Source organism: Idiomarina sp. 29L (assembly GCF_004123135.1).
GTDB lineage: Bacteria > Pseudomonadota > Gammaproteobacteria > Enterobacterales > Alteromonadaceae > Idiomarina.
This window is the reverse complement of the sequence record NZ_SDJS01000001.1, coordinates 428,087-440,910: the sequence shown is the minus strand read 5'-3', so window position 1 is coordinate 440,910 and position 12,824 is coordinate 428,087. Positions and strand designations below refer to the sequence as shown.

The following is a 12,824-nucleotide window of genomic DNA, read 5'->3' as shown; positions in this document are numbered from 1 at the left end:
ATGCCGCATATTAACCTTTACTACAAAGACGAGAACCCAAGCCCGCTGACGTTAGTTTGGCGGCGCTTTAATCAGCGTCTGCTGTCCATGACGGCATTGTACATACTGCTGGCAATGATTCTCGTGGTTATTTTCTCGCCCCTACTTGCGCCATATAGCACCTCCATGCAGTTTGCTAACGCAGTGTCTTTGCCGCCCTCCTGGACGGATCAAGGCAATATTCAGTTCCTTATGGGAACCGATGATTTGGGCCGGGACATGTTGTCTCGGTTGCTCATTGGCAGTATTTACAGTTTAGGACTGCCTATTCTTATGGTCGCCAGTTCATCGATCGTTGGCATGATTATCGGCGCTGTGTTGGGCATTGACCGGACCATTAAATATCAAACATTCTCGCGGGTATTTGACACCCTGCTGTCTATTCCGTCTTTTTTAATGGCGCTTATCATCATTGCAATACTGGGCACCGGATTATTTAACGTTGCGCTGGCCATTACGTTGTCATTGATACCGCAGTTTATTTTCGTGACCCGCAACGCCGTGCATCAGGAATGGCAAAAAGACTATGTCACCGCTTCACGCCTTAACGGTTGTTCTAAACGCTATCTGTTGTATCGGGTGATTTTGCCTAATATAACGCCCATATTGGTCATGCAACTGACGGTGTCTTTATCGGTTGCCATTATGGATATTGCGGCACTAAGTTTCCTCGGTCTTGGCATACAGTCCCCAACGCCTGAGTGGGGCAGCATGCTTGCACGCAGCCTGGACGAAGTTTATTTATCGCCTTGGTCAATGGTGTTGCCGGGCGTTACCCTATTCGTCACGATAATGTCGATAAATATTGTTGGCGACAGCTTACGCCGCGCGCTCAGCGAAAGGGTGAACAGTTAATGCAGTTACTTGATATCCGCAATTTAACCGTTGAAATGAAAACGCCGCACGGCACCGTCCGGGTGTTAGATAAAGTGAACTTACAACTCGGTAAAGGCGAAATTCACAGTCTTGTCGGCGAGTCCGGTTCGGGTAAAAGCCTGCTGGCAAAAGCCATTGTTGGTTTTGCCAGCCCTAACTGGGATGTCACGGCAGATAGGCTTTGGTGGAATGGCAAAGACTTATTAGCAATGACCACTAAGCAACGCCGCGCCATTACCGGCCGTGACATGGCGATGATTTTTCAAGACCCCTATTCCTATTTAGACCCAAACAGTACTGTCGAACAGCAAATTGTTGAAGCCATTCCTGAGGGCGACGTGCGCGGTACCTTTATGAGACGCCGTGTGGACAGAAAAACACGTGTTAAACGATTATTGCACCGCGTAGGTATTCGCGATCACGAGTCAGTTATTGATAGTTACCCATTTGAGCTTTCACAAGGGGTCGCACAAAAAGTCAGTATCGCTATTGCCATCGCTCACCGCCCTCGTCTTCTTATTGCAGACGAACCAACCACAGCAATGGAGCCATCGACAAAACTACAAATTCATCGGTTGTTAGCCCGGCTGGCGGTTAGCCAAGATATGTCAGTGCTGCTCATATCGCAGGATTTAACCTCAATTTTGCCCGAAACCAAACAGTTGACCTTGTTGTATTGTGGTCAGCTCATGGAAACCGGGCCAGCAGAAGCGCTCATAACGAACCCTGCTCACCCTTACACTGACTCAATGTTAAGAATGTCACTACAAACTCAGCAGGAGCTGCCCCATAAAGCGCGTTTGCCAACTCTGCCCGGAGCTATTCCTACATTACGTCACATGCCCATTGGCTGCCGACTCGGACCGCGTTGTCCTTATGCTCAAAAGCAGTGCGTTAAAGCGCCCCTGGCAACACACCAACAACAGCGGGTTTTTCATTGTCACTTCCCACTTGTGGAGCCTGAGTCATGAGCCATCTACTGGAAGTGAAAAATCTGGGAAAAACCTACCGCCCTCGCAAAGCGTGGCCATGGAGCAAAAAATCCGTGGCGATTGAGCCTTTGTCTTTTCATATTGAGGCAGGCGAAACACTGGCGGTCATGGGGGAGACAGGCTCTGGTAAATCAACACTGGCTAAGATCATTGCCGGCGTTGACAGCCCCAGCTCAGGCGAGCTCTGGTTGAATGGGCAAAAGCTCCATAACCAGCATTATCAGCAGCGTTGCCATAATATTCGAATGATTTTCCAGGACAGCGAAAACTCATTGAATACCCATTTGACGCTTCGAAAACAACTCGAAGAGCCGTTAAAATTTAATACGGACTTAACCGCGCAAGAACGCAATGAAAAAGTCGACATTGCGCTGCGTCGCGTAGGAATGCTGACTGAACACGGTGAATTTTATCCGCATATGCTGTCGAGCGGTCAAAAGCAGCGTGTTTGTATTGCTCGGGCTATCATTCTGGAGCCTCAGATTGTCGTTGCCGATGAAGCCTTGGTTGGGCTCGACCCATCCGTTAGAGCTCAAATTATTAACCTTATGCTCGATCTCCAGCAAGATATGGGTATTTCGTATATTTTAGTGACCCATTCACCGCAAATCGTGAAACACATTGCTGATAAGATATTAATTTTATATCGTGGTAAAATGATCGTGTTTGATAAAACAGACATAGTACTAGGTGATGATCAGCAACCTTATGTTCATCAGTTGCTGCATGACCACTTAAATAAGCAGATTAAATTCAAAAGCGACAAAGCAAAAAAGATCGCTGACTAAAAACCAAAACAACAGGAGTTTAATGTGGAAACAGGTACTCTGATATCACTAGCAGCGTATTTTATCGTCATGCTAGGTATTGGTCTTTACGCCTACAAAAAGTCAACTGACTCAGTATCAGGCTACATGCTAGGTGGTCGAGGCCTCGGTCCTGGCGTTACCGCGTTATCTGCGGGTGCATCTGACATGAGTGGTTGGATGCTGATGGGCTTACCCGGTGCAATTTATGTCTCAGGCGTCTCGCAGCTGTGGATTGCAGTGGGTCTGGTCATTGGCGCGTATCTTAACTACGTTATCGTGGCACCGCGTTTAAGAACCTATACCGAAGTCGCAAACGACTCCATTACGATTCCCGATTACTTTGCGAACCGCTTTAATGATAAAGGCCGCAGACTACGTATATTCTCGTCGGTGGTTATTATCATATTCTTCACCTTGTACACTTCTGCCAGCTTGGTTGCCGGCGGTAAGCTATTCGACAGCTCGTTTGGCATGGATTACACCACGGGTCTATGGGTAACGGCCGGTGTTGTGTGTGCTTATACCTTATTTGGCGGTTTCTTAGCCGTGAGCATGACCGATTTTGTACAAGGCTGCATCATGTTCGTTGCTCTGGTCCTGGTGCCTATCGTCGCCTTTGCTGAGCTTGGTGGTTATAGCAGTGTTGTCGGTCAGGTGAGTGAAATAAATCCTGACTTCTTAGCCTTTTTTAAAGACGGCGCAACCGGCGAAATACTGGGTACCTTAGGTATTATCTCGCTGCTTGCATGGGGTCTTGGTTATTTTGGTCAGCCGCACATTATTGTGCGTTTCATGGCAATTCGCTCAGTCAGTGATGTAAAAGCCGCACGCCGCATTGGTATCTCGTGGATGACGGTATCTATTATCGGTGCTATGGCAACGGGCTTCGTCGGCATTGCTTATGTTGCGGAAACCAAAATGAGCTTGCCGGATGCTGAAACTATCTTCATCATTTTCTCGCAGTTCTTATTCCATCCATTAATTGGTGGTTTCCTGCTAGCCGCTATTTTAGCCGCTATTATGAGTACCATTTCTTCACAGCTACTGGTTAGCTCGAGCTCGCTGACAGAAGACTTTTATAAAGCTTTCTTACGTAAAGACGCGAGTGAAAAAGAACTGGTATTCGTCGGTCGCATGTCAGTATTGGCTGTTTCGTTAGTGGCTATTTGGTTGGCATGGAACCCAGAAAATACCATTCTAAGCTTAGTCAGTAACGCATGGGCTGGCTTCGGTGCCGCATTTGGCCCGGTGGTTATTCTGAGCCTGTTCTGGAAACGTATGAACCGTAATGGTGCGCTCGCCGGTATGCTGGCAGGTGCTATCACAGTGCTATTCTGGATTTACGGCCCAACCTTTGGTGGCGAGCAGTTATCTGCTTACGTCTACGAAATTGTTCCAGGCTTTATCCTGTCAACGTTAGCTATCATCATTTTCAGTAAATTAACTGCTGAACCTGAAAAAGAGCTACAAGACAAGTTTGAAGAAATGGAAAGTGTTATCGATGATTACTATCACGGTGACAAAAAAGGCTAACTAGCCACTCGCCTTGAACCTATAAAAAGACCAGCCCATCGTGCTGGTCTTTTTTGTTTCTAATTGTCAGTCTATAGTGAGTACAACACGACTAACAAGGTAAACACTATGGCACGACTGAATATTATTGCTTCAGCCGCTCTTGCTTTTACATGTGCGGCTTCAACCCTCCCCGCAGCGGCCAGTGACCGCATTACCGGTCATCATTTTGCCACTCGCTCAGAGGCTATGGCACCAACGGCAATGGCGGCGACAAGCCAACCGTTAGCAACTCAAGTCGCACTGGATATTATGCAAGAAGGCGGAAACGCTATTGATGCCGCTATTGCAGCAAACGCAGTTCTTGGCTTAGTTGAACCGACTGGAAATGGTATTGGTGGCGATTTATTTGCCATTGTATGGGATGCCGAATCAGAAAAACTCTATGGGCTCAATGCTTCAGGCCGTTCTCCAAAGAGTTTGTCGCTGGAGTACTTTAAGGAAAACGGCTATGAGTCAATTCCTCCTCGTGGTGTACTACCTCTATCGGTTCCTGGCGCAGTCGATGGATGGTTTGAACTTCATGACCGTTTCGGTCAATTAGACATGGAAAGCGTGCTGCAGCCGGCTATTAACTACGCAGAGTCAGGCTTTCCGGTAACTGAAGTTATCGCCTACTACATGGATCGAAACGCCTCAGTACTCGCTGACCAACCCGGGTTCGCTGACGTGTTTATGAAAGACGGCGACGTCCCTGAAAAAGGCGAGCGCTTTAAAAACCCCGACTTAGCTAACACTTACAAACTGTTGGCCAATAAAGGTCGTGACGCATTCTATAAAGGCGAAATTGCCCGTACTATCGACGAGTTTGTAGAGAAACACGGGGGCTTTCTGTCATACGAAGATTTAGCAGAGCATGAATCGACTTGGGTTAACCCTGTTTCTACTAATTATCGCGGATATAATCTTTGGGAGTTACCTCCTAACACCCAAGGTATAGCAGCGCAGCAAATACTCAATATACTTGAGCAATATGACCTGAGTGCCATGGGCTTTGACAGTCCTGAGTATATTCATCATTTTGTCGAGGCTAAGAAGCTGGCATTTGAGGATCGTGCAAAATACTATTCTGATCCAGCATTTAACGATGTGCCGGTAGAAGGTTTATTAGATAAAGGTTACGCCAAGGAGCGCGCTGAACTCATTAACCCAAACAAAGCAGGCCGCTCATACGAGCCGGGTAATCCACCGACACAAGGCGATACCATTTATTTAACAACCGCTGACAAAGACGGCAATATGGTCTCGCTCATTCAAAGTAACTACCGGGGGATGGGCTCAGGAGTGACACCAACAGGCCTAGGCTTTGTTTTGCAGAACCGCGGCGAACTGTTTGCACTGGATGCGAATCATCGCAATGTGTTTGAACCAGGCAAACGCCCTTTCCACACCATCATTCCCGCTTTTGTGACCAAAGACGGGAAACCATTAATGAGTTACGGCGTTATGGGCGGCGCCACACAACCTCAAATGCATGCACAAATCCTCATTAACCTGATTGATTTTGGCATGAACCTGCAAGAAGCCGGCGATGCGCCTCGCATTCTGCATACAGGTTCAAGCCAGCCAACTGGCTCTGTCATGTCCGACGGCGGTGTTGTCAGTCTGGAAAACGGCTTCTCTAAGAACACTCGACGCGAACTGATAAAAATGGGACATACGCTGCAGGAAGCAGTCGGTCCTTATGGCGGCTATCAGGCTATTTGGAAAGACCACGAACAGGATGTTTATATTGGCGCCTCTGAAAGCCGCAAAGACGGGCACGCAGCTGGCTATTAAAGAACACGTTTAAAAGTTTGGGCGCCGCTTAACCGCGGCGCTCTCTGTATAACTCAATTTCATCCATGATCAAATCACGCATCCGTGTAGTCGTGTCATAACCAATATCAATAGCCTCCTGCCCACGATAAAACTCCATAATACCGATGTGGCCAAGTTTGGGCTGCACTAAAATATCCGGCGGATCGCCCGCCATACGAGCCTTAGTAATACGCTCCTGCATAATATCAATAGAACTTGCCATGACACTAAACATACCTGGCGCTTTATGCCCGTTATTTCTAAAACGTTCTTTGAAGCTATCCAAATATTCTTTGCTACCTGACCATAGGTTATCGAAAAAGCCGTTTTCGTTATCTTCGTCATGGCTATGTGGCATGCCTTTTTCTTTCTCAAGCTGCTCGGCTTCCGTTTGGGGTGGAATACTCCGTGCACGTTTCTCCATGGCTTTTGCATTGAGTTGTGAATTTAGGTGTACCGCTATGACAAAATCAGCTCCTAATGCGCGACACAGTGAGACCGGTACAGGATTAACAAGCCCACCATCAATTAGCCAACGCCCGTCAAACGCCTTGGGAGAGAGAACGCCTGGCATGGCGCAAGAAGCTCGGGAGGCGTCATATAAGTCGCCCTCTCGAAGCCAAATCTCCCGACCACTGTATAAGTCGGTAGCCACCGCACCATAGGTAATCGGTAGATCTTCTATATTTCGTTGTCCAAACGCCTCCCGCGCATGATTAAACACTTTTTCGCCACCAATAATACCGCCTTGGTTAAAACCAAAGTCCAGTAGATTGAAAACTTCCCAGCGACTCATGCCCTGCACCCATTGCTCTATTTCAGCCAGGCGTCCAGACGCATAACCCGCTCCAACTAGTGAGCCAATGGAAGTACCTGCCACCATATTAATGCGCACACCCATTTCTTCGAGGGCTTTAATAACCCCAATATGTGACCAACCACGAGCCGCTCCAGAGCCTAGAGCTAATGCAACTTTCACTTCCGACATGTGATTTTTCCCACTTTTTTAATTTGTTTAAGTATCGTACTATGATTACTGAGTTTTCAACAACCTACCTGAGCTATCTATGCCCTGGACTGACCGTCAAGTTAACACATCAAGCACGCGACCCAATGACACCCGTACCCCATTCCAGCGAGATAAAGCCAGAATATTGCATAGCGCCGCATTTAGACGGCTACAGGCAAAAACTCAGGTTATGTACGTGGGTATGCACGACTTTCCAAGAACTCGCTTAACCCACTCATTAGAGGCCAGCCAAATTGGCGCAAGTCTTATTGTTCATTTAAGTCACCAACACCCAGAGCTTTCAGCATCTCTTGAGTTTTCAGAACCATTATTAGAGTCTCTGTGCTTAGCGCATGACATTGGACATCCACCTTTTGGACATGGCGGTGAAATTGCTTTGAACTACATGATGCGCAATAACGGTGGCTTTGAGGGTAACGGCCAAACTTTCCGTATAGTCACCAGACTTGAAGCCTACACGCCAGAGCATGGCATGAATTTAACCCGTCGCACTTTACTCGGGCTATTGAAGTACCCTGTTCTAGCCAGCCAGGTTCGCCGCGAACAATTACCTGAAGATGTCAGTAACTTTAAGCATTTACCGACCCGGCAATGGTTACCCCCTAAAGCCTTATATAACGATGACACAGCCCAATTAGACTGGGTGCTTGCCCCATTATCGACTAGTGACAAACAAGCCTTTCAGTCACTTTCAGCAGAGCCACAAACCACTAAACACGGCCGCAGCGCTTTAAAAAGCGTTGATGCGTCTATTATGGAAGCGGCCGATGATATTGCCTATGGTGTACATGACCTAGAAGACGCCATAGTTGTTGGTCTTATTCAGCGTGAGCACTGGATGAAGTATATGTTTGACAGGTTGCAGTCTTTAGAAAGCGCTCTGCCTGACTTTAACGCTGAATCACTGACTCATGCACTGTTTTCCGATGATCATTATGAGCGCAAAGGAGCCATTGGTAGCTTGGTCAACCGCCTGGTTACTTCTGCAACCTTGATAAAAACAGACAACGACTTTGAATGTCCGTTGTTACAGTACCAAGTTACACTTGGAGATGCCGAGAAGCAGTTGCTTAATGCATTAAAAGAATTCATTTTTAAGTGGGTTATTCGCAAACCTGAAATGCAGGCGCAGGAGTTTAAAGGGCAGCAAATAATCATGGAGTTGTTTGATGTGCTTTCTGTCGAGCCAGAAAGACTGCTTCCAGCAAATACTCGCTTACGCTACCTGCACGAGCAAGAGCATGGAAACAATGCCCCTCGGGTTATTTCAGATTACTTATCCGGCATGACCGACGCTTATGCGGCAAAACTGTATCAACAACTCTTTGCAATAAACCCATCAATTTAAAAGGCCCCGGATACATCCGGGGCCTTTTTACTTTCACCATTAACAATTCAACTTACAAAACATTGTCATCGCTTGGCTCTGGAGAGTTTTCTGCTTCTTTTGCAGCCGCTCTCTCTGCTTCACGATCTTCTTTTGTTTTCTTTTCAGGCTTAGACAGCAAAAGTTCACGTATTCTGCTTTCCAATTCATCCGCTATTTTAGGGTTTTCTTGCAAGAACTTCATTGAGTTTGCTTTGCCCTGGCCAATTTTATCGCCTTTATAGCTGTACCAAGCCCCCGCTTTATCAACCATCTTGTGTTTAACACCCAAGTCAATCAACTCACCCTCTTTAGAGATGCCCTTACCATACAAAATTTGGAAGTTTGCTTCTTTAAACGGAGGTGCAACCTTGTTCTTAACCACTTTCACACGAGTTTCGTTACCGACAACTTCATCACCTTCTTTCAAGGCACCCGTACGGCGAATATCCAAACGAACAGAGGAATAAAATTTCAGTGCGTTACCACCGGTTGTGGTTTCAGGGTTACCGAACATCACACCAATTTTCATACGAATCTGGTTGATGAAAATACACATGGTGTTCGACTTTTTAATATTTGACGTTAATTTACGAAGCGCTTGTGACATTAAACGAGCCTGCAAGCCAACATGACTATCACCCATTTCGCCTTCTATCTCGGCCTTAGGTGTTAAGGCAGCTACCGAGTCAACAATCACAACATCAACAGCACCGGAACGAACCAACATATCGCAAATTTCCAGTGCTTGCTCTCCCGTATCAGGCTGAGACACAAGCAAGTCATCTACGTTAACGCCTAGAGCTTCAGCGTAGATAGGATCGAGTGCGTGCTCAGCGTCAACAAAAGCGCAGGTTTTCCCCATTTTTTGGGCTTCAGCAATAACTTCTAAAGTCATTGTCGTTTTACCACTGGACTCCGGTCCATAAATTTCTATGACTCGTCCAAAGGGTAAACCACCAATGCCAAGAGCAATATCTAGCCCTAACGAACCTGTTGAAACAGAGGCAATATCCAACGTCTGGTTGTCACCCAACCGCATGATAGATCCTTTACCAAATTGACGTTCGATTTGCCCGAGCGCTGCATCCAACGCTTTTTGACGATCATTGCTCATTTTAAGCTCCGCATTAATTACTGGTTTTATACACAGTATACTGTACGTTTTTACAGTATCAAGTGTTCATTAAAAAGTTTTCCATAATTACAGGTAAGCCACTGTAATCAAAGATTTTTTATTGCCTTTTTTAAGACCTCGTCGATAGTTTGGGCTCTTACCCTCTGTCTGTTACCAGAAAAGACTTGCGACCAAACTTCCTCGCATCCGGGTCCCAATAAAGCCATCCAAACCAATCCGACCGGCTTGTCAGCACTCCCACCACTTGGTCCTGCCACACCACTGACTGCAATCGCCCATGACGAATTGCACTGCGCCTGCGCGCCAAGTGCCATTTGCTTAACGCACTCTGCTGACACAGCCCCATCTTTTTCAAGCGTTCTCTGACTCACATTCAGTAGCTGTCGCTTCAGGTCGTTAGTATAGGTGATTAATCCGCCATTAAACCAAGCAGAACTTCCCGCCACTTCCGTAATAGCGTATCCTATTCCCCCTCCGGTACAGGACTCTGCAGTGGCAATTGTTTGCTGTTTTTCCAACAAGCATTGACCGAGCTGTTCCGCGAGTTCTAAGGTTTGCGGCGTAATAACTGTGGTTGTTACCATAACATTGGCTCCAGATAAAAATAACTCAACTATGCCTGATTTTTCTGAAAAACATATCCAATCACATACCCCAATGATGCAGCAATACTTACGTATAAAAGCGCAACATACGGACATGCTTTTATTCTATCGTATGGGGGATTTTTATGAGCTATTTTTCGACGACGCAAAACGTTCAGCAGAACTTCTCGATATTTCACTGACCGCTCGCGGACAAAGCAACGGCGAACCCATTCCAATGGCCGGCGTTCCCTACCACGCGGTTGAAAACTATTTAGCGCGACTCGTCAATTTAGGTGAGTCTGTCGCTATTTGTGAGCAAATTGGCGACCCTGCCACGAGTAAAGGGCCTGTCGAACGCGAGGTCGTTCGCATTGTTACGCCGGGTACAGTAACCGATGAGTCGCTACTGACCGAACGACAACAAAAACTGTTAGTCGCTATATCGGCCTTGAAAGACGACCTGTATGCAATTTCTAGTCTAGAGCTTAGCAGCGGACGTTTTTGGTTAACGCAAGCTAACTCCCACGAGCAACTTGCCGCAGAAATGCAACGTCTGGAACCGGCCGAGTTGCTGTATCCCGATACCATGTCACTGGCCGGATTACCGCTTGCTAAGGCGAACTGCAAACGCCGTCCAACCTGGGAGTTTGAACAAAAAACCGCATTCGAATTATTAACTCGACAGTTCGCTACGCAGCACTTGGAAGGTTTTGGGCTTAAAGCTGACGAACCAACACTAGGCGCGGCAGGGGCTATTCTTCACTATGTAAAAGAAACTCAGCGCTCGGCGTTACCGCATATCCAGTCGATTGTTACAGAGCACCCTAGTGATGCCCTTATTCTAGATGCAGCTACTCGCCGTAACCTTGAATTACAACAAAGCCTGGGCGACGCTAACACACATTTATCGGCAGTATTGGATAAAACAGCCTCGGCCATGGGCAGCCGCCAGTTTCAACGTTGGCTACAGCGTCCAATTCGAAATCAGCACGCCTTAAATAAACGCTACGATGCGGTTGCAGCCCTATTGGAAAATAACGCTTACGAGCCTTTGCAAACCAGCCTGAAGTCGCTATCAGACATTGAGCGTATCGTTGCGCGGGTTGGCTTAAGAACCGCCCGACCTAAAGACTTTGCCCGTTTAAGAGACAGTCTGAAGCAGCTGCCTGATATTAAAAGCCAATTACAGCACCAAAGCCTCAACCAATTGAACGAGGCTATTTTGCTTTTCCCTGAAGTGGTTGATCGCTTAGAGCGTGCTGTTATCGATAATCCGCCTTTATTGATTAGAGATGGCGGCGTTATTGCCGAAGGCTACGACAGTGAGCTGGATGACCTGCGGGATCTAGCCACCGGGGCCACCGACTACCTTCATCAGCTGGAGCAGCGGGAGCGCCAACAAACCGGTATTACGACCTTAAAGGTCGGTTATAACAAGGTACATGGCTATTTTATTGAAGTGAGCCGGCAAAACGCGGAATTAGTGCCTGATCATTACCAACGACGCCAAACATTAAAAAACACAGAGCGTTACATTGTGCCTGAGCTTAAAGAGCATGAAGACAAGGTTCTTAACGCACAAGCGCGATCACTGGCAAGAGAAAAATGGTTATACGATCAACTCTTCGAACAGCTAATGCCTTACGTTGCTGATTTGCAAAGAACAGCATCATCGTTAGCGCAACTGGATACCCTCAGCTGCTTCGCCCAGCTGGCTAACAATTGGGACTACTGCCGGCCTGAACTTACCGACGACTCCAGTCTGGTCGAGCTTGAACAGGCACGACACCCCGTTATTGAGCAACTCAGCGAAACCCCATTCATAGCAAATGATGTTGCCTTAAATAATTCACAGCGCATGCTCATGATCACCGGCCCCAATATGGGCGGTAAATCAACCTATATGCGTCAGGCCGCACTTATTGTGATTCTGGCGCACATGGGTTGCTATGTTCCGGCTAAGACAGCTCGCATTGGCTGTATTGACCGAATTTTCACGCGTATCGGAGCATCTGATGACCTGGCTTCTGGCCGCTCGACTTTTATGGTTGAAATGACGGAAACCGCAAACATTTTGCATAATGCTACGCCAAATAGCCTTGTACTTATGGACGAAATTGGTCGCGGCACATCAACCTACGACGGTTTGTCGCTAGCATGGTCCTGTGCTGATTATCTGGCGCAGAAACTGCAATGTTTAACGCTGTTCGCAACTCACTATTTTGAACTGACGGAACTGGCAGACGAATTGCCTGCGACCAGCAACGTTCACGTGAATGCCAAAGAGCACGGCGATACCATTGCCTTTTTGCACACGGTCAGTGAGGGCGCGGCAAACCAAAGCTTTGGCTTGCAAGTGGCAAAACTGGCCGGTGTACCAGAGCATGTTATTCAACAAGCAAAACTTAAATTAAAAGAGTTGGAAACAGCGCATCATGGTAGCCACAAATCAATGCCAGCAAAGCCCACTGAAAAGCAGCCGAGTTTGCCGCTTGAACCTGAAAGACCAAACCCAATTATCGAACAGCTTCAAACCACCGACTTAAACGATTTAAGTCCAAGGCAAGCGCTTGAATTACTCTTTACTTGGAAAAGTAAACTATAAAAAGAGAAAG

General features: G+C 47.1%; 10 protein-coding genes. 7 read left to right on the top strand and 3 right to left on the bottom strand.

Annotated features, from left to right (window positions below; genetic code table 11):
- The 5 genes from EST55_RS02175 to ggt all read left to right on the top strand — a co-directional run bounded on the left by EST55_RS02175 (position 1) and on the right by ggt (position 6,067).
- Entirely contained in the window at positions 1-894 is an 894-nt protein-coding gene (locus tag EST55_RS02175) for an ABC transporter permease subunit (RefSeq protein ID WP_100692226.1), read from the top strand.
- Complete coding sequence (locus EST55_RS02170; protein ID WP_129496349.1) at positions 894-1,886, top strand: oligopeptide/dipeptide ABC transporter ATP-binding protein; 993 nt, start codon at positions 894-896, stop codon at positions 1,884-1,886. Before EST55_RS02175 ends, EST55_RS02170 begins: the two co-directional genes overlap by 1 nt.
- A complete protein-coding gene (locus EST55_RS02165) occupies positions 1,883-2,695 on the top strand; it encodes an ATP-binding cassette domain-containing protein (RefSeq protein ID WP_100692228.1) in 813 nt (270 codons plus the stop codon). The genes EST55_RS02170 and EST55_RS02165 overlap by 4 nt, the downstream gene beginning before the upstream one ends.
- A 24-nt stretch (positions 2,696-2,719) precedes the next feature.
- Positions 2,720-4,249: a sodium/proline symporter PutP gene (gene putP, locus EST55_RS02160; protein ID WP_129496348.1), complete on the top strand. Its 1,530-nt coding sequence runs from the start codon at positions 2,720-2,722 to the stop codon at positions 4,247-4,249.
- A gap of 108 nt (positions 4,250-4,357) precedes the next feature.
- A complete protein-coding gene (gene ggt / locus EST55_RS02155) occupies positions 4,358-6,067 on the top strand; it encodes a gamma-glutamyltransferase (RefSeq protein WP_129496347.1) in 1,710 nt (569 codons plus the stop codon).
- 28 nt (positions 6,068-6,095) lie between these two features.
- Here the strand turns inward: ggt and rssA are convergent, their stop codons facing one another.
- Positions 6,096-7,076, bottom strand: coding sequence for a patatin-like phospholipase RssA (rssA, locus tag EST55_RS02150; RefSeq protein WP_100692231.1), 981 nt, complete (start codon positions 7,074-7,076; stop codon positions 6,096-6,098).
- Positions 7,077-7,155: 79 nt separating this feature from the next.
- Here rssA and EST55_RS02145 point away from each other — a divergent pair, with 79 nt between their 5' ends.
- Positions 7,156-8,466, top strand: coding sequence for an anti-phage deoxyguanosine triphosphatase (locus EST55_RS02145; RefSeq protein ID WP_129496346.1), 1,311 nt, complete (start codon positions 7,156-7,158; stop codon positions 8,464-8,466).
- 52 nt (positions 8,467-8,518) lie between these two features.
- On the opposite strand, the gene recA is transcribed toward EST55_RS02145, so the two are convergent.
- Together recA and EST55_RS02135 are read right to left on the bottom strand one after the other, a co-directional pair.
- Entirely contained in the window at positions 8,519-9,601 is a 1,083-nt protein-coding gene (gene recA, locus EST55_RS02140) for a recombinase RecA (protein ID WP_088768329.1), read from the bottom strand.
- A 107-nt stretch (positions 9,602-9,708) separates the two neighbouring features.
- Positions 9,709-10,206, bottom strand: coding sequence for a CinA family protein (locus tag EST55_RS02135; RefSeq protein WP_129496345.1), 498 nt, complete (start codon positions 10,204-10,206; stop codon positions 9,709-9,711).
- 31 nt (positions 10,207-10,237) lie between these two features.
- On the opposite strand from EST55_RS02135, the gene mutS reads away from it, so the two are divergent.
- A complete protein-coding gene (gene mutS / locus EST55_RS02130; protein ID WP_129496344.1) occupies positions 10,238-12,814 on the top strand; it encodes a DNA mismatch repair protein MutS in 2,577 nt (858 codons plus the stop codon).
- The last annotated feature ends 10 nt before the right edge of the window (positions 12,815-12,824 follow it).